The organism is Nocardia arthritidis NBRC 100137 (assembly GCF_001612765.1).
Taxonomy (GTDB): Bacteria; Actinomycetota; Actinomycetes; order Mycobacteriales; family Mycobacteriaceae; genus Nocardia; species Nocardia arthritidis.
The window spans coordinates 11,707-33,765 of record NZ_BDBB01000017.1 but is presented as its reverse complement, the minus strand read 5'-3'; the positions used below and the strand labels follow the sequence as shown (position 1 = coordinate 33,765).

At 66.5% G+C, this 22,059-nt stretch carries 21 protein-coding genes and 1 pseudogene; 10 read left to right on the top strand and 12 right to left on the bottom strand.

Annotated features, from left to right (window positions below):
• Window positions 1-269 precede the first annotated feature (269 nt).
• The gene (locus NA8_RS13875; protein WP_084466778.1) at window positions 270-992 is read left to right on the top strand and encodes a TetR/AcrR family transcriptional regulator; all 723 of its coding nucleotides are present in this window, start codon (window positions 270-272) and stop codon (window positions 990-992) included.
• 148 nt (window positions 993-1,140) lie between these two features.
• Here the strand turns inward: NA8_RS13875 and NA8_RS34355 are convergent, their stop codons facing one another.
• Complete coding sequence (locus tag NA8_RS34355; RefSeq protein ID WP_169810502.1) at window positions 1,141-1,512, bottom strand: hypothetical protein; 372 nt, start codon at window positions 1,510-1,512, stop codon at window positions 1,141-1,143.
• 73 nt (window positions 1,513-1,585) lie between these two features.
• Between NA8_RS34355 and NA8_RS35050 the strand changes: the two are divergent.
• A pseudogene (locus NA8_RS35050) lies at window positions 1,586-2,187 on the top strand (transposase); the annotation flags it as partial.
• On the opposite strand, the gene NA8_RS35045 reads toward NA8_RS35050, so the two are convergent.
• From NA8_RS35045 to NA8_RS13845, 5 genes are all read right to left on the bottom strand, one after another.
• On the bottom strand, window positions 2,073-2,384 hold the full coding sequence (locus tag NA8_RS35045; protein WP_157106690.1) for a hypothetical protein: 312 nt from the start codon (window positions 2,382-2,384) through the stop codon (window positions 2,073-2,075). The pseudogene NA8_RS35050 and the gene NA8_RS35045 sit on opposite strands and share 115 nt — an antisense overlap.
• Window positions 2,385-2,468: 84 nt before the next feature.
• Window positions 2,469-3,551: a hypothetical protein gene (locus tag NA8_RS35040; protein WP_245663837.1), complete on the bottom strand. Its 1,083-nt coding sequence runs from the start codon at window positions 3,549-3,551 to the stop codon at window positions 2,469-2,471.
• Between the two features lie 35 nt (window positions 3,552-3,586).
• Window positions 3,587-4,546: an RNA polymerase sigma-70 factor gene (locus NA8_RS13855; RefSeq protein ID WP_084466777.1), complete on the bottom strand. Its 960-nt coding sequence runs from the start codon at window positions 4,544-4,546 to the stop codon at window positions 3,587-3,589.
• Window positions 4,547-4,697: 151 nt separating this feature from the next.
• A complete protein-coding gene (locus tag NA8_RS13850) occupies window positions 4,698-5,888 on the bottom strand; it encodes an NAD(P)/FAD-dependent oxidoreductase (RefSeq protein ID WP_063050800.1) in 1,191 nt (396 codons plus the stop codon).
• Window positions 5,889-6,465: 577 nt separating this feature from the next.
• A complete protein-coding gene (locus NA8_RS13845; protein WP_063050799.1) occupies window positions 6,466-7,662 on the bottom strand; it encodes an NAD(P)/FAD-dependent oxidoreductase in 1,197 nt (398 codons plus the stop codon).
• A 234-nt stretch (window positions 7,663-7,896) separates the two neighbouring features.
• Between NA8_RS13845 and NA8_RS13840 the strand changes: the two genes are divergently transcribed.
• On the top strand, window positions 7,897-8,817 hold the full coding sequence (locus tag NA8_RS13840; RefSeq protein WP_063050798.1) for a universal stress protein: 921 nt from the start codon (window positions 7,897-7,899) through the stop codon (window positions 8,815-8,817).
• 94 nt (window positions 8,818-8,911) lie between these two features.
• Here NA8_RS13840 and nhaA read toward each other — a convergent pair whose 3' ends face one another.
• Complete coding sequence (gene nhaA / locus NA8_RS13835) at window positions 8,912-10,222, bottom strand: Na+/H+ antiporter NhaA (protein WP_063050797.1); 1,311 nt, start codon at window positions 10,220-10,222, stop codon at window positions 8,912-8,914.
• 1,018 nt (window positions 10,223-11,240) lie between these two features.
• On the opposite strand from nhaA, the gene NA8_RS13830 reads away from it, so the two are divergent.
• Together NA8_RS13830 and NA8_RS35035 are read left to right on the top strand one after the other, a co-directional pair.
• Window positions 11,241-11,783, top strand: coding sequence for a TerD family protein (locus NA8_RS13830; RefSeq protein WP_063050796.1), 543 nt, complete (start codon window positions 11,241-11,243; stop codon window positions 11,781-11,783).
• 612 nt (window positions 11,784-12,395) lie between these two features.
• Window positions 12,396-12,626 (top strand): potassium channel family protein, encoded by a 231-nt coding sequence (locus NA8_RS35035; RefSeq protein ID WP_245663817.1) that lies wholly within the window; start codon window positions 12,396-12,398, stop codon window positions 12,624-12,626.
• 423 nt (window positions 12,627-13,049) lie between these two features.
• Here the strand turns inward: NA8_RS35035 and NA8_RS13820 are convergent, their stop codons facing one another.
• Entirely contained in the window at window positions 13,050-13,841 is a 792-nt protein-coding gene (locus NA8_RS13820; protein ID WP_063050794.1) for an ABC transporter permease subunit, read from the bottom strand.
• Complete coding sequence (locus NA8_RS13815) at window positions 13,831-14,730, bottom strand: ABC transporter ATP-binding protein (RefSeq protein ID WP_063050793.1); 900 nt, start codon at window positions 14,728-14,730, stop codon at window positions 13,831-13,833. The genes NA8_RS13820 and NA8_RS13815 overlap by 11 nt, the downstream gene beginning before the upstream one ends.
• Window positions 14,731-14,801: 71 nt before the next feature.
• Here NA8_RS13815 and NA8_RS13810 point away from each other — a divergent pair, with 71 nt between their 5' ends.
• The 3 genes from NA8_RS13810 to NA8_RS32705 all read left to right on the top strand — a co-directional run bounded on the left by NA8_RS13810 (window position 14,802) and on the right by NA8_RS32705 (window position 16,388).
• On the top strand, window positions 14,802-15,305 hold the full coding sequence (locus tag NA8_RS13810; protein WP_245663816.1) for a GbsR/MarR family transcriptional regulator: 504 nt from the start codon (window positions 14,802-14,804) through the stop codon (window positions 15,303-15,305).
• Window positions 15,306-15,550: 245 nt separating this feature from the next.
• Window positions 15,551-15,697, top strand: a complete 147-nt coding sequence (locus NA8_RS33760; RefSeq protein WP_157106689.1) for a hypothetical protein — start codon at window positions 15,551-15,553, stop codon at window positions 15,695-15,697.
• A gap of 526 nt (window positions 15,698-16,223) precedes the next feature.
• Window positions 16,224-16,388: a DUF305 domain-containing protein gene (locus NA8_RS32705; protein WP_245663815.1), complete on the top strand. Its 165-nt coding sequence runs from the start codon at window positions 16,224-16,226 to the stop codon at window positions 16,386-16,388.
• Between the two features lie 103 nt (window positions 16,389-16,491).
• On the opposite strand, the gene NA8_RS13805 is transcribed toward NA8_RS32705, so the two are convergent.
• The 3 genes from NA8_RS13805 to lpqS form a co-directional block, all read right to left on the bottom strand.
• Complete coding sequence (locus tag NA8_RS13805) at window positions 16,492-17,859, bottom strand: MDR family MFS transporter (RefSeq protein ID WP_063050792.1); 1,368 nt, start codon at window positions 17,857-17,859, stop codon at window positions 16,492-16,494.
• Window positions 17,856-18,983 (bottom strand): PLP-dependent cysteine synthase family protein, encoded by a 1,128-nt coding sequence (locus NA8_RS13800; RefSeq protein WP_084466776.1) that lies wholly within the window; start codon window positions 18,981-18,983, stop codon window positions 17,856-17,858. Before NA8_RS13800 ends, NA8_RS13805 begins: the two co-directional genes overlap by 4 nt.
• Before the next feature lie 101 nt (window positions 18,984-19,084).
• Window positions 19,085-19,480 carry a putative copper homeostasis (lipo)protein LpqS gene (gene lpqS / locus NA8_RS13795; protein WP_063050791.1) on the bottom strand — a complete coding sequence of 132 codons (396 nt, stop codon included), beginning with the start codon at window positions 19,478-19,480 and terminating at the stop codon, window positions 19,085-19,087.
• A 295-nt stretch (window positions 19,481-19,775) separates the two neighbouring features.
• Here lpqS and NA8_RS13790 point away from each other — a divergent pair, with 295 nt between their 5' ends.
• A complete protein-coding gene (locus NA8_RS13790) occupies window positions 19,776-20,180 on the top strand; it encodes a DUF6153 family protein (protein ID WP_063050790.1) in 405 nt (134 codons plus the stop codon).
• Between the two features lie 207 nt (window positions 20,181-20,387).
• The gene (locus tag NA8_RS13785) at window positions 20,388-21,953 is read left to right on the top strand and encodes a multicopper oxidase family protein (protein ID WP_063050789.1); all 1,566 of its coding nucleotides are present in this window, start codon (window positions 20,388-20,390) and stop codon (window positions 21,951-21,953) included.
• Window positions 21,954-22,059 lie beyond the last annotated feature (106 nt).

Sequence of the window (22,059 nt, the reverse complement as noted above, 5' to 3'; positions counted from 1 at the left end):
CAGCCCGCCTTGGCACAATCACCCGATCGGCATCGCCGGGGAGCCATCCTCGAGTACTGAGCGGCACCGTCCACGCCATGCGAATCGGTGTGGTGAAAACTCGGCGAACTCCACCCGCTCCGGTGGCGCAAGTCACCGGGGCGTTATCAAGCGGACCGAGCATTCGGCACGTCCGTACCCGCCCGCGTTCCCTGGAGGAAATGTTGCCGAATCCTCGCGGCATGGGTTGGACCAAAAGAGCGACGTCGTGACCGTTATATGCTGATCACATGTCCATCCCGCCGATCGGGGAGAATGCGAGCGTGCCCACCACCGATTCCGACGCCACCGGCCGCCGCTCCCCTGGCCGCCCACGGGTTCCTTTCGATCGGATCGTGACAGCCGCGCTGGGCCTGGTCGACGAGGAAGGCGCCGAGGCGCTGTCGATGCGCACCCTGGCCCAACGCCTCGAAACCGGAACTGCGGTGCTCTACCGGGCCGTGGCCAACCGCGCCGAACTCATCGGCCACGTCATCGACTGCGTTCTGGGCGAGGTCGACATCGATGACGACGCCACCGACGGCGACTGGCAGCGCGCCTGCATCGCCGCGGCCGAAGCCATCTTCGCCGCCCTGCACCGCCACCGTGGTGTCGCTCCCCTGCTCATCGAACAAGTACCCACCGGCCCCAACGCACTGCGCCTGCGCGAACAAGTGCTGGCCATGCTGCTGGCCAACGGATTCCCCCCACCATCCGCCGCCATGATGTACGCCACCCTGGCCCGGTACGTCGTCGGCTTCGCCGCACAACTACAAGGCCACGACACCGAAGCGAACATCGACCCCACCGCCCTCGTCGCCCTCTATCGCCAACTCGACCCAGCGCAGTTCCCCGCCACCATCACCGTCGCCGACTGCCTACCCGCACAGACCCTGGAAAGCGAGTTCCGCTTCGGACTTCGACACCTCGTCGCAGGCCTCGCATCAGTTAACGCGGCGGAGACGGGTCGATAGGCTTCGCCGATTCGTTCGGCGTAGGGATTCGGCGCACTCGACAACAGTCCGCGCCGACGCTATGCCGTGCCCCGCGCAGAAGTCGAGACTTCGGTATTGCACACGGACGCGACCAGGCGTACGCGTGATGCTCGCTCGCCGCGCCGCCTCAACGGTGCCCCAGCGCGGTGAGCGCCTGCTGGGCGAGGATGTCTATCCAGGGCGCTGTCAAGGCGGCCGGATCGCGCTGCGACGTTCGCAGTATCGCCAGGGCAACTCCACCGACCAGGTCGAGTGCGGCGTTCAGGTCGTGGATGTGGAAACGCTCCGCAGCGATGCCGGCACGAATGCCAGCGGCCAGCCGCGATCTGACGTCCGGGTATTCGAGGAGCCGGTACCCCATGGCAAGGACGATCGCGGCGATATCAGGGTGGCCGATGCCGACCTCGCCGATCGCACGTAAGTGCGCTACAACGATCCCGGCGGGGTCATCGATACCTGCAGCAGCGCTGTCTGACCTGCCCCACTGGTTGGGGTCCAAACTTGACCTGGCCCCACTGGTTGGGTTCCAACTCGGGTTGCTAACTGATGGCCTTACCGAAAGGCTGTCCCGCGTGCCACGCGCTTATCCCGCCGAGTTCCGGACCCGAGCGATCGCTCTGGTCCGGGCAGGCAAACCCGCCAAGCAGACCGCGGTCGAGCTCGGCATCCACCCGGTGACGTTGTCGAAATGGTTGCGCCAGGACGACATCGACCACGGACTACGACCGGGCAAACCGTCGGCGGAGTCGGCGGAACTGCGTGCTGCTCGCCGCCGGATCCGTGAGCTGGAAACCGAGCTCGCGATCATCCGCCACGCCGCGAAGTTCCTCGGGGAGGACACTTCTGGCCCAAAAGGCGGTTTTACCCGGTGATCGACAGCCTCGTCGCGGCCGGGGCACCGGTAGACCGATGCTGTCGAGTGCTGGGGGTGGCCCGGCAGAACTACTACAAGGCCAAACGGCGTCCGACTACGCCGACGCAGTTGCGGCGGCAATGGTTGACCGGGTTGATCCGTGAGATCCATGTCGCGTCCCGAGGAACGTACGGATATCGCAGGGTTCACGCCGAGCTCACGATGGCGATGGGCGTCAAGGTCTGCTCGCGCACCGTATCGGTCCTCATGACCTTGGCCGGCATCCGTGGGCTGCCGGCCTCGTCACGGGTCAAGAACCTACACTGGGCCGAGTGTGGTGGTGGTCGCGGCGACTGGCCGGGTGGTGCGTTCGAGGGGCCAGCTGCTCGACGTGGCGGCGCACATGTCCGGCGTGTGCGGGCCAGCCGCTGCTTGCGTTCGGTGTCGTCGCGGGCGTCCTGGGCTTCCAGGAACGCCGAGAACGGGGCCTTGGCGTCGACCACGATCGTTTCCTTCAATCTGCGGATGGTCCGGCGGTGGAGGCGCCGGTGTGGGCCGGGGTCGTCGGCACGGTGCAGTGGCAAAGAAGCTGATGCGGTAGGTCAGTCGTCGCTACCGGCAGGCAGGTGGGCGGTGAGGGGTGCCGATGTTGTTTCGGCCGGTGCTGTGCGTGTTGTCCGCAGCCCAGCCGCGGCGTTCGCCGTATGGTGGGCGCGCAGGCTGCCGGCCAGGCACAGCATTGCCCCGAGGGTGACCCAGGTGACCAGTACGGTGACGGAGTCGGCGGTGCCGCGGCCGTCGAAGAAGGCGGTCGATCGCAGCAACCGGCCGCCGGCTCCGGGGGGTAGTAGCTGGCCGAGCGTGCCGGACCAGCCGGGCAGCATCTCGGGTGCGGTCGCCGTGCCCGAGAGGGGGTTGCCGATGAGCATCATGGCGACGGCGCCGATCCCGATTCCGGCGTATCCGAGCAGGGATTCGAGCCCGAGGACGGTCAGCGAGGTGGCCGCAATGGTCAGGCCGATGGCACCGGCGTTCGCCGCGTAGGAGCCGCTCAGCGAGCCGAGCCAGAATTGGAGGATCGCTGCCATGGCCAGGCCGCCGGTTGCCGCGAAGGCGAGTGCTCCGGTGACCCGGCGGCCGGTGCCGCGCACGAGCCTGCTCAGCAATACCGCGGCCAGCAGACCCCCCATGACCAGTGGCAGGGCGCCTGCGGCAAGGCCTGCGCCGCGCGGGTCGTCGGCGGGCAGGGCGGCGAGGTCGCGGACAGCGACCGGCGTATTGGTGCCGCTCGCCAGACTCAGACCGGTTGCCATGGCTTGAAGGGTCTGAGCGACCGCGGTGCTGGCGGCGGAGGCGATGATGACCTGAGGGGTGCCGGAGCTGAGGTCGATTGCGCCGTATACCTGCCTGTCGCGGATGAGGTGTTCCGCGGTCGCGGTGTCGGGGACTTCGGTGATATCGAAACCGCCCGGCAGACGTTGATCGAGCGTGGTACGGATTTGCGCGAGCGCGTTGGTCGGCCCCGCGACGGCGATCGGCACATCGTGTACCGACGACCGCACCGACGGCCAGGCGAAGGCGACGAGCAGCACGCTGGTGATCGCCGTGAGCAGGACGACTGCCCGGGCCACCGTCGCCCAGCGTGACGGAAGCGTGGCGGTGGCGAGCGGGGCCCGCAGGGTCATGTCTACTCCTCGAACTGTTGGGCTGTGACCGGCGCTCATCGCAGGGTGAGCGGGGTTTCGGACTCGATGTAAGTCAGTTTCTGCGGGTTGCGGACGTAGTAGATACCGGTGATGTGGGTGTCCTCGACGTGCATCGCGATGACACCGTCGAGTTCCCCGTCGACGTGCAAAGCCAATGCGGGGCTGCCGTTGACCGCGGTCGGTTCGACGGTGAGCGTGACGTCGTGCTTGGTCAGACCGCCGACAATGAACCGGGCCACCCTGTCGGCGCCGGTGACCGGCCGTGGTGTGGCCTGCTTGATGCCACCACCGTCACTGATCGCCACGACATCGGGGGCGAGCACGTCGAGCAGGCCCTGCAGATCCCGCGTCTCGAGAGCCCGACGGAACGCCTCGGCCGCCGCCTCGGCCTGCCGGGCGGTGACCGAGCGGCGCGGTCGGCGGGCTTCGACGTGGCGGCGGGCGCGGTGGGCGATCTGATGCACGGCCGCAGTGGTCTTGTCGATCGCGGCCGCGATCTCGTCATAGCCGAATCCGAATGCTTCACGCAGCACGAACACCGCACGTTCGGTCGGGGTCAGTGTCTCGAGCACGAGCATCAGCGCCATCGACACGCTTTCGGACAGTTCGACATCGGCGGCCACATCCGCAGTGGTGAGCAGTGGCTCCGGCAGCCACGAGCCCACGTATGACTCCCGGCGCCGTTTCATCGACCGCAGCCGGTTGAGCGCTTGGCGGGTGGTGATCCGAACCAGGTAGGCGCGGGGGTCCTCGACCTGCGCCGCGTCGACTCCGACCCAGCGCAACCAGGTTTCCTGCAAGACGTCGTCGGCGTCGGCCCCCGATCCGAGCATTTCGTAGGCCACGGTGAACAGCAGATTGCGGTGCGCGAGGAACGCCTCGGTCGCCTCGACGGTGGCGTCGCCGCCGCTGCCGAGGCCCGCTGCCTCGCGGCCGCCCCGCCGCTCGCCGCGGGGCTCCCCTGTTGTGTCCATGAAGTCCTCTCCCGTCGGTAGCCGTCGGGTCCGACACCGGGTCGCCGATGACGCACGACGCACGATGGGCGGCGCCCGCGATTCGGGCGCAGCCGCACATCATGCAGCCGAAGTCACCGGCAGCCGACGCGACCACGATGGTCTCGGTTTCCTACGCGACCGGTGTCGCCACGTCGTCGCGCTGCCCCGCCAGCAGCGTCGGCCTGTGCTTGCCATCCTTGGGCCAGTGATGTGAGCCGGGCTTGTGCGCTTCGGTCACCAGGTGCTTGACGCTGGCTTCGCAGGAGAACTCCTCGAGCTTCTTGCCCGCGCGTCCGCTGAAGTAGAGCCGCATCGCGGTGTCGTCCTTGTGGCCGAGCTGGAAGATCCCGGTGCGGCGGCCGAAGCTGATGCACATGGCGGGGAACGACAGGTCGATCGGCGTGAGCCGCGCACCCGCGATTCGGTTCAGCACGGTGTCGGCGGCGTGTGCGCCCAGGCAACCCGCCGCGTAGGCGCTCATCCGGAACGGTAGGTCAGACGGTGCCGAGGAATCACCTGCCCCGACGATGTGCTCGTCGTCGACGCTGGTCAGTGTTTCGTCGGTGAGCAGGCGCCCGGCGGCGTCGGTGCGCAACCCACTGCGGTCGGCCAGATCGGGCACGCCGAAGCCCGCGGTCCAGATAGTGACCTGACTCGGCAACGTGCGGCCGTCACCGAGTTCCACGGCCTCCCGCGTCACCGCGGTGACCGACGCATCGGGGCCTTCCAGCACGTAGACCCCCAGATCGGCGAGGTACTTGCTGGCTGTGCGTCGGGCCCGGGGGTGCAGGTACGGGCCGAGCACACCGCCACAGACCAACGTGACGGCGCGGCGCTGCTCTGCCAACTCCGCGGCGGTCTCGATCCCGGTCGGACCGCCCCCGACAACCGTCACCGCAGCCGTCATCGGCGTGTCCCACAACACCGACCGCAGCCGCTGCGCCGCCTCCAGAGTCGCGATCGGGTAAGCGAACTCGGCCGCGCCCGGCACCTGCGGGCCGACGCTGCCACTGCCCACCGCGTAGATCAGGTAGTCATAGCCGATCGCGCCGCCCTCGGCCAGCGTGACACTCCGTCCGGCCGCGTCGATCCGCGTCGCGCTGTCGATGACCAGTCGAACGCCCTCGGCCAGGACTTCCTGGAAGTCGACGACCGCATCGTGGGTCCCGCCCACCAGCTGGTGCAGCCGCAGCCGCGGGACGAAGAGCGGACGCGGATTGATCACGGTCACCGTCACGTCGTCGCGCTGCGTCAAACGATTCGCCGCCATCACACCGGCGTATCCGCCGCCGATCACGACCACATCGATGTTCCCGGCCATGGTGTCTCCAATTCGTTGCAGGGGTTCGAGTACAAGACACCGCATCGCCGAAAATCCTGACAACATGTGACATGGATCACTTCAAGGGCCGGTTCTGTGGGCTCACCAAGCCCTCGAGAGAGCTGGCTGCGGGCAGGTCGGGCACAGCCGGTCGTGTCGAGAAACAATCTTGGGCTCAACTGCATCACGGCGTGGATGGTCTGCGGCGCGGAGGTCGTGGTGCGGGATTACGGGTTGTCAGAGGATCGGCAGGATGAGGTGTGGCGTGCGGAGGAGCCATTCAGCGTGATCGCCCGGGCGGTTGGGGTGCCGGTCCATCATGTGCGCGCATCGTTGCAGGACACTGGGAAGGTGATCTTCTCATGGGATCTCGACCCTCGGCGGTCGCAACTTTGGTCGAGCGGAGCAGCCGTTTCACCGCTGTGGCGGCACCACCTGAAGGCATCAAGGCCGACCAAGTCACCCGTACCTGATGCGCTACCTGCTCAGCCTCCCCGCACCGATGTGGCGCACCTTGACCTGGGATCGTGGCCGGAAGATCACGGACACCGAGCCATCACCAAACACGCCCACGACTCTATCCGGCGACCAATCCGGGCGAGTGCTCTCGGGTGGTGGCCAAGCGGTACTTGTGATTCGGCTTTCCGAAGGTCGGGTGACTCACAGCCCAGGCGGCGGTATTGATGATCGCCGACTTGACTTGCGCGGCCAGGCGGCCGCGTAGGGCTCCCGGCTTCGCTCGCGCGTCACCGTCGACCAGCTGGAAGAGCCCATCGTGGCGGCCGAGGCTGATGTGGTTGCCGATATAGGAGAAGGTGGTCGGCTCGACTTTGCGGCCGGTCAGGTCCCCGATGATCGCAGCCGTCGCCGCCTTGCTGGTGGGTCCCGCCGAAGCACACGACATCGGATACGGCAGGCCGTTGTCGCCGATGACGAAGACGCTGTCACCGGCGGCGTAGACGTTCGGGTGTGAGACCGACCGCATCTGACGGTCCACCGTGATCTGGCCGTTGGGTTCCACCGCGAGGCCGCTGGCGGCGGCGATCGGATGGGCGGCGAAGCCTGCGGCCCACACGATCGCGTCGGCGGTGAACGCGGTGCCGTCGGCGGCGATCGCCGCCGACGGCTCGACGCGCACGATGGCGGTGTGCTGGTGGACCGTGATACCGAATCGGTCGAAGGCGCGCCGCATGTGACGGCGGGCCTTGGCCCCCAGCCAACCGCCGAGTTCACCGCGCGTGACGAGGCTGACCCGAAGCCCTGGACGGGATTCGGCGAGCTCGGTTGCCGCCTCGATCGCGGTCAGATTGCCGCCGACCACCAGCACGTGCCCGCCCTCGCCCAGCTCGTCCAGGCGCCCGCGCAGGCGCAGCGCGGCCGGCCGCGCCGCAACGTGGTAGGTGTGCTCATCGACGCCGGGAACGCCGTGGTCTGCGACGGTGCTGCCGAGCGCGTATAGAAGGGTGTCGTACTCGAGCCGGTCGATACCGTCACCGGCGCCGTCTGCGACGGTGACCGTCCGACGCTCGACGTCGACGCTGGTGACGCGTGCCAGTCGGAGCCGGATGTCGGTGCCCGCGAATACCTTCGCCAGTGGTCGGTGACGCAGCTCTTGTCCGGCGGCGAGCTGATGCAGGCGCAGCCGCTCGACGAAATCGGGTTCGGCGTTGACGACGGTGATCTCGAAGTCGTCGGCGTGGAGTTGGCGGGCCAGGAATGTGGCGGAGAAGGCTCCGGCGTATCCGGCCCCGAGGACGACGATGCGGTGCTTCATGGTTGAGACTCCTGTTGAGTTCGCGTGCTTTGCTGAACGAGACACCGCGAGTCGCGATTTTCTGACAGCCTTGGCCAGTGATGCGGATCACCCCCGAGGCTCGCTCAGCGGACGAACTCCATTCCGAACCGAGCTAGGCTGCGCGCGCCGCTCGCATCTACACCACGCCCACACCACCCTCGAGCGGACTCATCCCACAATCCCCGTGATATCGCTGCCGCAAGGAGTCAGCCGATGAGTAGCCACCCTGTCCGCGCGTCCCGCTTCGAACGGCGACAATGTGTCACTGTGCGTCGTCCTATTGTTGTCGGTGTCGACGGCTCTCCCGCGTCGCTTGCTGCCATTCGCTGGGGCGCGGCGATGGCTGCACGCCATGAGGCGCCGCTGCATCTCGTGCATGCCATCGGTGTCCCGGTCCACGCGCTGCCTGTGATCGGCTCTTTGCTGTTCGATATCAGCGCATACCGGCAGATCGGTGAATCCGCGCTCGGCCAAGGGCGAAGCATCGTCAGCGAGTTGGATGGCTTCCCCACAGATGTCGAGGTTGCTACCTTTCTCGACCTACCGTCACCAGTGGCGGCCTTGTCCGCTCGCTCGGCGTCGGCCCGGTTGGTTGTCATCGGGGCTCGTGGTTTGGATCCGTTGGAGCGCGTGCTGTTCGGGTCGGTCGGCGTCGGTCTGATGAAGCACGCCGAATGTCCGGTCGCTGTCATTCCGGCTGCCGCGGCGACGATGCCGCCGTCGTCCCATGTGCCGGTCCTGGTGGGCGTAGACGGTTCGCGCTGCAGTGCTCGCGCGGTCGCGATTGCTTTCGACGAAGCGGCGAGCAGGGGCGTAGGGCTGGTGGCGGTGACGACATGGTCCGATCGAAACGGTGGACCCAGTGCGCCCGCCACAGTGCGGCAGCGAGCCGAGGCGCTGCTCGACGAAAGCCTGGCGAGCTGCATCGACAAGTACCCGTATGTCTGCGTAGATCGAGTCGTCATCGACGGCCGCCCGGCGCAGCGGCTGCTGGAGGCGTCCGGGCACGCGCAGCTGATCGTGCTCGGCAGCCGTGGACGTGGCGGAGTCGCGGGCGCCACGCTCGGTTCGGTCAGTCAAGCGGTGCTGCAAGCCAGCCGCATCCCGGTCCTCATCGCTGCATGTCGGCAATGAACCTCTCCCCCGCACCACCGTCGGACCCGCCGTGCACGCGCTGGACCGCGCTCACCGGTGCGAGCATCGTCGCAGCGAGCTACCCCTCCCACCGCTATTGATGGTGCTGGTAGACGTCGGGTATTCCGTCGTTGTCGTCGTCGCGGGTTTCTGCTTCGGCGATGCGCCGGTAGGTCCGGTTGCGCAGCCGCAATACCACCGCCGCCAGGAGGGCGGCGGTGAGAGTGCCGATGAGTACCCCGATGCGGACGTAATCCTCCCGCAGCGGTTCGTCCGGGAAGGCGAGTTCGCCGATGAGCAGCGACACGGTGAATCCGATCCCTCCCAGCAGCGCAACCCCAGCCACGTCGATCCAGCGCAAGTCGGCGTCGAGTTCGGCGCGGGTGAGTTTCGCGGTGAGATAGGTGGTGGCCAGGATGCCGAATGCTTTTCCGCAGACGAGCCCGACGGCGATGCCGAGTGTGACCCGGTCGGTGAGCGATTCGACCAGCCCGCTCAGCCCCCCGATAGTGACCCCTGCGGCCAGGAACGCGAACACCGGCACCGCGACAGTAGCGGAGATCGGTCGCAGGCGGTGCTCGAACTGTTCGGCAAGTCCTCGGCGGGCCGGGTTGCGCGGATCGTCGTCGCGGGGCTTGTGGAGCACCGGAACGGTGAAGCCGAGCAGTGCCCCGGCGACGGTGGCGTGGACACCGGACTGGTGGACCAGCCACCAGGTGAGCAAGCCAAGCGGCACCAGGATCCAGAACGACCGGACCCTGCGTTGCACCGCCACAGCGAAGGCGGTCAGTGGGATGGCCGCGAACCCGAGGTAGGGCAGGTGTAGTTCGTCGGTGTAGAAGATCGCGATCACGGTCACCGCGAGCAGATCATCGACGACTGCGAGGGTGAGCAGGAACGTGCGTAACGCCGTCGGTAGATGCGAGCTGACGACCGCCAGGACAGCGAGGGCGAACGCGATATCGGTAGCGGTGGGAATCGCCCATCCGCTCACCGCGCCGTCGTTGCCCAGATTGAACGCGATGAAGATCAGGGCGGGGCCGACCATGCCTCCGACAGCCGCCACCACAGGCAGCGCAGCACGGCGCGGATCCCGCAGATCACCGGCGACGAACTCGCGTTTGAGCTCGAGTCCGACCACAAAGAAGAACACCGCGAGCAACCCGTCGGCCGCCCACGCTTCCAACGGGAGATGCAGATGCAGGCTCTCGGGACCGAGCCTGAAGTCGCGCAGCCTCTCATACGCGCCCGACCACGGCGTATTGGCCCAGACCAGGCCGATAGCCGCGGCCACGATCAGCAGGACACCACCAGCGGTCTCGGTCCGCAAGATCGTCGCGACCCGCCGCGTCTCAGGCCAAGAACCACGCGCGAACAAACGTAGCCGGGACTCGGGGGCAGTCACTTCGAAGTTCGCCTCTCCTGAATTCTTGCGGCAGCACGTCCGCGCCACTCGGCGACCGGCCGCAGCCCCATACCCCGGCGGGGACCTACAGCAGCACAGGCAGCGCGCACGGGGGCAGCGTTCGCCGGCGGACCGGGATCGAAGACGCCACCCAACGTCCTCGGATCCGAGGTCCTGCGTCGTATGGTTCTCGCTCGCTGCAGCGTCATGGTGCGCCCATCACTGGTCGGCCCGAACCCACACCCGGGCCGGGTTTGCCGACCAGACTTCCCGGCGCTCCGCCTGTAAACATGCCGTATAGACACCCAGGCACGCAAACCGACCGAGTCGCATAAATCGCGGTAAAACCACTGCGGTGCGCATATCGGAACGCGTTATTGGGAGACCTGCGGCGCTCACCATCTTGCCGAGCTACCGCTACGAAAAACCGATCTCTGCCGCCATCGCGGCTGGTCACCGGCGTGACGTAGCCGCAACGTGGCCTGCGCCGAGGGGATGCCATTTGCCTCGGGAGCGGGTTTACGGCATCTTTACCAGTGGTGCGCCGGGAAGTCTGGTCGGCAACCCGACCCTGACCACGGCTCGGGCAATCGACGAGCAGGAGCGCACCGTGCTCACACCGAACTGCTGTACCACCGGTGCCGTCGGTGACCGTGACAGCGGGAAGTGCTCAACTCGCGACCCCACGCAGAGAATCACCACGCCCTTGCACGCTGAAGCCGGTGGCGGTCGCTGGCCCTGCGTTCCGATTTCGGTGGGGCCTCGGGCCCCTGCTGATATCAGTGCCCGCTGGGGCATGCATCGCAGACCGGGCGCCGCTCCGGTTTTGGCAGCCACGCGCAACCGTCGGGCAAATCGCAGATGCCAGCTGCAGGTACGGCTCTCGCTGTGCTCCAAGCCTGAGTCGCGTGACACTCACGGCCTCAACAGTTTCGGCTTCCCACCGTCTGCCGCACCACAGACCTCTGATCATGACCGGAACTCGACACCGTCCCGCCCGATCCGAAGGAAGAAATCTATGACATCGAGTGAGCACAACGCGATGCGGCTCGAGCACCTTCGGGTGGCGCTGGGATGGGATCCGGTACGGCGCAGTCGGTTTGGCTTCGCCGCGAAGGACATCGATCTGAATGTGGCGGCATTGTTGTTCGCCGAGGACCACATCATCGATGTCGTCTACCACCAGCAGCTCAGCTCGCGAGACGGCTCGGTACGGCACTTCGGAGACAGCACCACCGGAGAAGGTAAAGGCGACAACGAGGTGATCACCGTCGACTTGACCCGCATACCGCCGCAGATCACCACCATCCTTTTTCTCGTCACCTCCTACACCGGGCAAACCTTCGACCAGATCGAGAACGCGTTCTGCCGTGTCGTCGACACCGTCTCCGGCGCCGAAATCGCCCACTTCGACCTCAGTACGGACGCATCCCATACCGGCCTGGTGATGGGCAAAGTGTCGCGGGACACAGGAAAGTGGCGCTTCGAGCCGATCGGCGAGGCCATCCGCGCACAACATCCTGTCGAGGCGATCCCCCACGCCACCCGATTCCTGACCTGATCCGACAGCCTACGAGCCGGCCACCCAGAAAGTATCGAGCGATCAGTACCGGCTCACACCCAACAGGACGCGTGAGGTGAACAAGATTGTCGCTACCCGCTCAACTCGGTTGCGAATCATGTGGATACATCCCTGTGACCCGAACGTTGATACGTGGCACAGATCGTCTCGAGGCCGCGATCCGGGTTCTGGCGGTTCTCACATGTCTCGTGGCGATCCCCGTCGCGGGGGCTGCAGGCATCGCAGGATCACACAGTGACCGCGGAGCGCAGCGACCCATTGCTTCGTGACCCGCTATCAGCATCAATTGTGGGAAACGCGCTGGAGCCACTTCGATCGCGGCCTCGAATGACCGCCGCGGCTCGTGTCGAGAAGACGAACCCGGGTCCGGCCCGGATACGCGACGAGTCCATGCACCCGAATTGGGCTCCATGATTGGCGATGCAGGTTTCTGGCACCTTGCCCGCGAAGGGCGAGTGCCGCCCACAAACCGCCCGAAACCTCGAGGACACTGGTGAATAGACCACAATCTGGGCCAAGGCCACCAGCCGACGTCACGGTCAGATCCTCGAACGGGTCGGCGTGCATCATGTCGTGCTTCCCGAACACGACATGGGCGAGCGGGTGGTACATCTGGTTACCGGCCGGATGATCGACTACATCGAGTTCGACACCGACTACGCCATGGCCAAAACCAGCGCCCCGCAGGCGGCAATCGGGAGGACGCTCACCGCCAGCGGGCTGCGCCAGCATTTCGATATCACCGTGGTCGCGATCAAACACCGCGACGGGGTATTCACCTACGCTATCCCTGAGACCGTCGTGTCGAAGGCGACCAGTTGATCGTGTCCGGCCGTATCGAAGACGTTGAGCGGTTCGCCGACATGACCTGACAGCAACCTGGCACGCGACGCGTACCCGACCGGCCGCCCACGACTTCTGCTGGCGGTGGACGGGCAGGATCGAGCCATCGGCAAGCAGTTAACTCCGTGCGGACGTTCGAGCGTTCGTCGCGAAGACCCCGTCCGCGGCGACGTACATGCCATTAATCTCGAGGCTGCGCAGCTCACGCTCGATGCGAATACGGCGCTCCTCCCCCTGCGACGCCTGTGCTGTGACGGTCTATTCGATCGGCAGCAGCCGCTGAAGCCGGGGCTAGCCACTGGTGGCATCGAGCAACGATGGAGTTCGCTCCGTCTCCTTCCCGCGCAGCCGGGTCGTCATCGAGCGGTGAAGCGCCATGTGTGGTGGTGCCCCGGCGCATAGTCAGTTGGTCAGGTCGCGCTGGGTGAAGCGAATGAGTCCGGCCCCGATCAGTACGACCGAGATCACGACCAGGACGGCGGCGTCGGTCCATTGGATCCCGTTGCGCAGCGGTTCTCCGCCGATGTAGTAGTGGAACGGCGAGAGATATTTCAGCCAGTCGGCGCCGATGACACCGGCGAGGCTGTTGGCGGCGTAGGCGAGTACTCCGATGCCCGCGGTTCCGGCCAGTACGGGGCCGCGCCTTCCGGTGACAGCGCCGACGCCGATGGCCAGAGCACCGAAGACGATCGCCAGCAGTGTCAGCTGGAGACTTTGCGCCGCGAACTCGCCGATACTGATCGAATCCAGATCGGCGGACGAGCGAATGGCCACCATCCCCAGCAGCACTACTGCCCCGATCGCGAGGGCACCGGTGGCCAGGGCAGCGAATCGTTGCAGTGCCAGTCCGGTGCGGCTGACCGGATAGGCCAGCAGCAGATCCAGGTACCCGGATTCCTCATCGCCGGCGATCGCACGGGCGCCGAAGGTGATCCCGAAGAACATCGCCAGCAGCGGCAGCAGCAGGCCGAACACGCTGGAGCCGAGATAGCCCGCGGCGGAGGTCATATCGTTCAGCCGCAATGCCTCGCGCATCGCCTCGGGATAGTTGCTCACCGTGTCGGCCATACCGCCCGCGGACACCTGCGGATAGAACCCGGCATACATCAGGCCGACCGCCGCCGTACCGACCGACCAGGCGATCAGCGAGCGACGGTTGTCGACGAGGGTCTGGGTGTAGATGTCAGGCAGCATCGGATTCTCCGGTGTAGTAGCCGTGGAACAGGTCTTCGAGGGCGGGTTCGGTGACCAGCAGACCCGTCACGCGGTGGGTGACGATGCTGCGCAGCAGTGCGTCCGGGCTCCCGGTGACCCGGCAACGCAGGACCGTGCCGTCCACCTGGACGTCGCGGACAGCGGGCAGGGCGGCGAACTCGGCAACGGTCACCGAATCGGCGAAGGTGACCTCCACATCGCGCACGGCATCAGCCCGCAACCCGGACACGGTGTTCAGCGCGACCAGTCGACCCTCGCGGATGATGCCGACCCGGTCGGCGACCGCCTCCACCTCGCTCATGATGTGGCTGGACATGAACACCGTCTGCCCGTTGACGGAGGCCTCGGTGACCATGTCCAGGAAGATCTGCTGGCCGATCGGATCCAGACCCGAGGTCGGCTCGTCCAGGATCAGCAACTGTGGAGTGTGCATGAACGCCTGGACCAAGCCGAGCTTTTGCCGGTTCCCCTTGGAAAGACTGCTCACTTGCGCGTCTTGATCCAATTCCAGGCGTTCACACAGCGCGTCGATCCGCTGCGGCGGGACCCCGCCACGCAGCGCGGCGAGAAACCGCAACGTCGCACCGACCTGTCGCCGTCCCGGCACAACGAAATCGCCTGCCAGGTAACCGATCCTCGTATGCAGCCGCACCGCATCGCGACGCGGGTCGAGACCGAGTACCCGAGCGCTGCCCGCGGTCGGCCGGATCAGATCCAATATCAGCCGGATGGTCGTCGACTTGCCTGCTCCATTCGGGCCGAGATAGCCGAATACCTCACCGGGGCGGACTTCCAGGGACAACTCCACCAGCCCGCGCCGTGAGCCGTAGGTCTTGCTGAGCCCTTGCAGCTCGATCACGTTCACCATGTCTCGAACAGTAATGAACTTTCAGAGATTTGTAAACATTCAGAACTGTTTGAGTTTGCTAAGCTTCGAGCGTGGGAACCAACGAGCGCTTGCGGGCCGCCGCGGAGAAGCTGGCCTTGACGTTGTCCGACGGCGGAGGGATGCAACGAACCACCGCGCGGGTGATGACCGCTCTGCTCTACACCGAACAAGACACGATGACCGCCGCCGACCTGTGCGCAGAGCTGTCGATCAGCTCCGGCGCGGTCTCCACTGCGATCAAGCAACTCATCCCCGTCGGCCTGATCGAACGCGTCCCCGCCCCCGGCAGCCGCCGCGACCATTACCGCTTCCGCGCAGGCGCTTGGGCAGCGTTGATGTCGCAACAGAACACGATGCTGGCCACAATGCGAGACGCCGCCCAGGAAGGCATCGACGCTTCCGCCCCGGAGACCGCCACCGCGGCGCGCCTGCACGAGATGCAGGACTTCTACACCTACATGACCAACGAACTGGTTCCGCTCGTCGATCGCTGGCGCGAGCAGTACACCGCCGAACACGACTCAGCCGAATTCCGCCGCCGTAAGCTCAGCTAGCCTCCAATCCACTGAGCCAGCGGCGATGCGGCCGACCGTGTTGTAGCCGAACAGCGATCAAATCACCTCAGCAACTTCAGGGTCGACCACCGTCGAGCGCCGGGTTTGCCGTCAGCGACGTGCAAATCCTCGACCACGACCGTCGCTGCGGTCATCGCGCACGCCGGCACCATCAGGCAGGTGGCTGGACGGGCGAATTGTCATCGCAGGGCCCCTTCGAGGAAAGGTGCGCTCCACGCGGATGGATGGGAATCCGCTTCGTCTTCGGTGCGAGCGCCGCGCGCACCCGCCTGCTCGGCGAGATCGACCGTCTCGGCGCCGAACGGATCCTGCTCATCGGCACCGGTTACGCGAGCCACAGCGGCCTCAACGCTGCGGCGAGTTCAGCGTAGGCCGGATCGACCCCCCGGCCCGCAGCGGAGTTGCACGACCGGCACTGCCCGAGGTACCAGATCCCGTCTTCGTCGGCGCGGCCGAGGGCCACGATCCTGCCGGTGCGCTTCCAGTTCCCCTGTCACCGCGCCTTCATTGCCCGCGCATCGCGGCGGCACGTGCGCCTTGCTCATCTTCGCGACCATGCCGCATACATCGCACTCGTAGCGGTATGTGTACCGGCAAGCTGTCATCGATCTGGCGCTTCACGATCTCGACCGCGACAACTGTCTGGTGCGGTTGCGGACGCGGGGCGGTGGGTTTCACTGGCATCCGGTTTCGCCCCGTCTGATGGCCGCGCTGGGAAGGCATGCTGAATGTCGGGGAGGTGAGAACGCCACGCATCGAGTGCTGCGTAAGCGCAGCGGGCGCCCGATCAGCTACAGACCTTACGGCGGGTTGTGGGATCGAGTCCGCGAGAACCTGCCGTGGGCAGGGTATTTGGAGGTCACCACGTGTGCGTAGTGGTCGACTCCCCCTCCGGACATGCAAGTTGCTGTTGGTGCTGGTAGCGCACTTCTAAGGCCAAGGCTCGGTACAACCGAACTCGATACCGGAGCCAACGACCAAGCAAAGCAGCTGGCCGCCGCGATCGTGCCGGCCCAGCAGCGCGAGATCGACCAGATGAAGGCCATGCTCGAGCAGAGGTGAGCCTGCGAGAAGCACCTGCCCGGTGATGACGACATCTGGACAGATCAGCACCCCGGACACGGAGTGCAAGTGCACCCGCGGCAGGGTTGTACGCAGCAGTTGGTCAGCGTCGCCCGGCGGGAGTCTTCGTCGTCGGCCAGTGGCCGCGTCCGGTGTACTCGAATTTCTGCTCGGTCGGCGCAGTGCCGATGGTGTGTTCTTCGGGCTGGCGGTGGCGGCCCCGCGCGTTCGTCGAACGGCCCGTTACCTCGGCAGGCTGCGGCCGGTCCAGACGATGGAGGGCGAACGCGGCGACAACACCGATCGCACTCAGGCCGACCCAGACCGCCCAGTCCATCCCGGCGGCGCGCGCGGCGCCGACGACGGCGCCGGTGACAAGGTTGCCGGTGAGGATGCCGACACCGACGACGGTGTTGTAGAAGCCGTAGTGCGTGGCGACGAGCCGCCCGCCGGACAAGGACACGACGGTGTCCATTTCGAACGGGAACACCGCCGCGGTCCCCACGGCCAGCAATGCCGCCGACCCGAGCAACGCGGCGGACGCAGCCGGGACACCGAACCGGTTCGGGTCCGGGATGACCACCAGCGGAACGAAGGAGGCCGCGAGGATACCCAGCCCGACGACCAGACTGCGTCCGGTGCCCCACCTGCTGCGGAACCAGGCCGTGATGCGCAGCTGACCGGCGACCGCCACAACGCCGGAGATAACGAACAGCGCCGAGACCAGCGCCTGAGCCCGCGCGCCGGCGACGAACTCCGCTTGCAGCGGCAGGGCGAGGTAGACCTGGAACGACAGCACGTAGGAGCCGATCATCGTTACCGCAAACCACACGAACCGGCGGTTCGCGACCACGGTGCGCCAGTCATCGAGCACAGATGCCTGCTCGGCGGTGGGCTCGGCTCGCCGCGTCGGCAGCGCAAACAACTGCGCCACGGTCAGGATCGCGAACACCACCGCCGCGACAGCGGCGGTCACCCGGAAGTCGAGGGCCATCAACGCCAGCCCGACCAGGGGACCGGCGAGGATGCCCGCCTGATAGAAGATGTTGAACACCGCGAACGCCTCGACTCGCCGGTCACCGGTGTCGGCGGCGAGGTAGGCGCGCACGGCCGGGTTGAACAGCGCTCCGGCGAACCCGGTCGCTGCCGAGGCGATCAGCAGTCCCGGCAGTGAGGTGGCGAACACCAGCAGCGCGAAGCCGCCTGTGCGCAGCAGACAGCCCGCGACGATCAGCGGCTTGTAGCCCAACCGGTCGGCCAGGGTGCCGCCGATGAGAAACATGCCCTGCTGGGAGAAGTTGCGCACACCCAGCACCAGACCCACTGCCCAGGCCGCCAACCCGAGCGGACCGGCCAGGTAGCCGGCCAGATAGGGCATCAGCATGTAGAAGCCGAGGTTGATGCCGAACTGGTTGATCATCAACAGCCGGGCAGGCAGGTCGAAGCTACGGAATTTCGCCAGGACGCTCACGAGGCCAACTCCGGGTCGTGGATGAACTGCCTGGGATCGATGACGGTCGTGGTTCTGGTCCATGACCGCACCACGCGCTCGGCGGGATGGGTGATCGTGTCCGGTTCCACCGGTGGGTCCGCGTCGAGCAGGCCGTGCTCGTCGCAGTAGACGTCGTTGTAGATGGTGTCGAAGTAGCGGTGCGGCCCGTCGGGGAATACCGCCGCGATCCGGGTATCGGCGTTGTGGGTGCGGGCCGCCCAGCCCGCGACCAACGCCACCGCGCCGACGCTCCAACCGCCGGTCGCGTGATGGGTCGCCGCCAAGGTACGGCACGCCCACACCGCCTCCGACGGCGCGACCCAGTGCACCTCATCGAACGCCTCGTAGTCGACGTTGACCGGATAGATGCTCGAGCCCAGCCCCCGCATCAGCCGAGGCCCCGCGGGCTGGCCGAAAATCGTGGACGCCACGGTGTCGACCCCGATCAGCTTCATTTCGGGATTGAACCGGCGCAGGACCCGCGCCACGCCGGCGGAGTGCCCTCCGGTGCCGACCGCGCACACCAGCACGTCCACCCCACCGAGCTGCTCGACCAGCTCGAGCGCCAGTGATTCGTAGCCGTCGACATTGTCGGGGTTGCTGTACTGATCCGGGCACCACGCATCAGGCTCACCAGCCAGCAGCTCCGCGACCCGATCACGGCGCGCCTGCTGCCAGCCGCCCGTGGGATGCGCCTCGGCGACCACCTCGACCTGGGTGCCGTAGGTGGTGAGCAACAGTGCAACGATCGGCTCCAGACCCGGATCCGTCACCACCGTCACCGGGTGACGGGCGGCTATCCCCGCCAGTGCCAACCCCAAACCGAGAGTGCCGCTTGTAGATTCGACGATCCGCGCCCCCGGCGCCAGATCGCCCCGCTGCTCGGCCCTACGCACCATATGCAGCGCGGGCCGGTCCTTCATCCCTCCGGGATTGAATCCTTCGAGCTTCGCCCAGAACCCCCGCCCCTCGGGCGCCAGCGGCGGACCGACCCACAACACCGGTGTGCTGCCGATCAGCGATTCCGGGTAGCGGGCAGGCGCCGGCGCGGCCACCAAGGCTGATGAACGATCGGTGCGCGCATCGAGAACGAGCTTGTCCATGACTGTCGCTTTCTGTATCGAACCGCCCGGAGGGCGGCGCGGACGTGAGCAGGCACAACACCGGCCGACACAAAGAAACATGTCGGCTTGGCGCTGACCCGTCAGCGTCGAGCGATACAGAACTGCGTCAGAGTCGCCCGTCCACCAGCTACAGGCACCCACGAGATCGGCGGCCCGCGCACCCCTCCGGGCGCAACACCCCCGGCGGCAACAGCGGCGAGCAATGCCGATACCAGGACGAAGAGCAGCAGTTTCTGCGGCGGAAGATTCTCAGCGGCACCACGCACCACCGACTTGGCGATGCAGTGATCGAAGTGCGCGGAGCAATGACCGTCCAGCGCATCGATGATCACCGCGTGAACGTGATCGGCCCCCGATGACGACGTCGAACCGTGGCCGGCACCCACATGCGCCGAAGCGTGGACGTGCACGTCACCGCGAGCCACCGAGCAGTCGATCAGCGGTACGACGACCAGCACCGCGGCGAGTAGCGCCACCACGGAGCCAGCATGTCGCAGTCGACCGAGGAACCTCACAACGAGCCCACGGTAGCACCGGACAAACCGCTCCCGACAGCGCGAGCGGCCGACGCGACGCGACGATGCCCCCACCGGGCGGTTTCGTCGATCACGCCACATCATTCGACCGCCATCCTCCCGACTGCAACGGATTCACACCCACCTTTTTATACCCCCTAAGGGTATTCGTCCAGTACCACTCGAATCGCTACCGATAACCAGCACCAACATTGCTCGACAGGGGTAGCGATGCCGACCCTATGATGACGGTGTGATGCAGCAGCACCAGTTGTCGCGGGCATCCCGGCCAGTCCGGGTGCTCGGGCTGCTGGTGGTGATCCTCGGCATCACCGCCATGCATACCGGCGGGTTCCACCTCGGGTCCGACACTCACCACGCCAGCTCCTCCCTTGTGTCCGTCACAGCCGCACCAACCCTCCACGATGAGGTCACCATCGGGGGCGGCGATTACGGTCTCGGCCATGACGCGGTGCACGCCTGCGTGCTCATCCTGTCGACCCTGACGCTGGCGATCGGCCTGGTACTGCTGTATCGAGCGGGCCACCTCTCGCCCGGCATCGAGCCGGCACCAAGAGCGGCGTCCTGGCGCATGCACCGCGAACGACCACCCCCCTGGGCCGGGCCTTCCCTGGCCGAACTATCGATTCTGAGGATCTGACAGGCCCACCGCTTTCCGCGATTCCCCGGAAGCGGTACCTGCTGCCGGAATCCAGGCGGCGCGGCGTTCACCGCCGCCTATCCGAGCAGCGACAGCCGGAACGTCGAGGCACTCCACAGCATCCGATGCAACCTGGCTGCACCAGATCACGGGGCATCCGCCCTGACACCACGGCGGAACCCCAATCGTCACCCCAGGGAGAAACCCATGTCATCCAGCCAGTTCCCCCACCCGACGTCGATGACTCGCCGCGGCTTCCTCGCCCTCGGCACCGGCGTCACAGCAGCCGCCGTTCTCGCCGCCTGCTCGAATGATTCCACCGCGTCACGCACACTCGTCGAACCAGACTCCGAGGCAGTCCGCGCAGCCGAGAACACGCGGCGGGCTGCGGATGCCCCCATCCGGGACATGAGGTTGCATGCCGAGCCCGCCACCGTCGACCTCGGCGGCGTGCAGGTTCAGACCTGGGCCTACGGCGGCAAACTGCCCGGCCAGGAAATCCGCATCACCAAGGGAGATGTACTGCGGGCCGAACTCACCAACGCACTGCCCGTACCGTCGACGGTCCATTGGCACGGGATCGCACTGCGCAACGACATGGACGGCGCACCCGCGGTGACACAACCGCAGATCCCGCCGGGCGACACGTTCGGCTACGAATTCACCGCACCCGACCCCGGCACGTACTTCTTCCACCCACACGTCGGAATCCAACTCGACCGCGGCCTGTACGCGCCGCTGATCATCGAAGATCCCGCCGACGGCAATGACTACGACCTGGAAGCCGTCGTGGTGCTCGACGACTGGCTCGACGGCGTCAACGGTCGCGACCCGGACAAGCAACTGGATCAGCTACGCGCCAAGGGCATGTCGGGCATGTCGGGCATGAACATGGGCGGCATGAACCACGGCGGCATGAACATGGGCGGTTCCTCCACGATGACGATGCCCACCGACCCCAACGCGCCGCTGGGCTCCGACACCGGAGACGTGAGCGACTATCCGTACTACCTGATCAACGGCCGCATCGGCGCCGATCCGGTCACAATCACCGCTCGCCCCGGCCAGCGAATCCGGCTGCGGATCATCAACGCCGCCTCCGACACCGCCTTCCGCGTCGCCGTCGGCGGCCACCAACTGCGCGTCACCCACAGCGACGGCTTCCCCGTGCAGCCGGTCACCACCTCGAGCCTGCTCATCAGCATGGGCGAACGCTACGACGCCGTCGTCCAACTGGCCGACGGAGTGTTCCCTCTGGTCGCTTCCGCCGAAGGCAAGACCGGCCAAGGCTTCGCCCTCCTCCGCACCGGCGCTGGTGCACCACCGCCCCCCGAAATCCGTCTGGCTGCACTGTCGACACCCCCGCTCACCGCCGACCGGCTGATGTCCGTCGAATCCGTACGGCTGCCCAACCGCAAGCCCGACAAGACACTCGACGCCACCCTCGGAAACGATGCGGCCAAATACCTCTGGATGATCAACGGCAAGGCGTTTCCCGAGCACGCCATGCTCGATGTGACCGAAGGACAACGGGTTCGGCTGCGGTTCGTCAACCAGACAATGATGTTCCACCCCATGCACCTGCACGGTCACACCTTCCAGGTCGTCACCGCCGCGGGCACCGGCCCACGCAAGGACACCTCCATCGTGCCGCCCATGCAGACCGTCGAGGTCGACTTCGACGCCGACAATCCCGGTCAGTGGATGGTTCACTGCCACAACGCCTACCACGGTGAAGCCGGAATGATGAGCATCGTCTCCTACATGCGCTGACGGTTCCGATGATGGCAGGTTCGTGGCAGCACATCATCTTCTGGATGGCAAACCGTACAGCCCCTCCGCTGGTCCCCCTTGGACTGCAACACCTCTGGACTGCAAC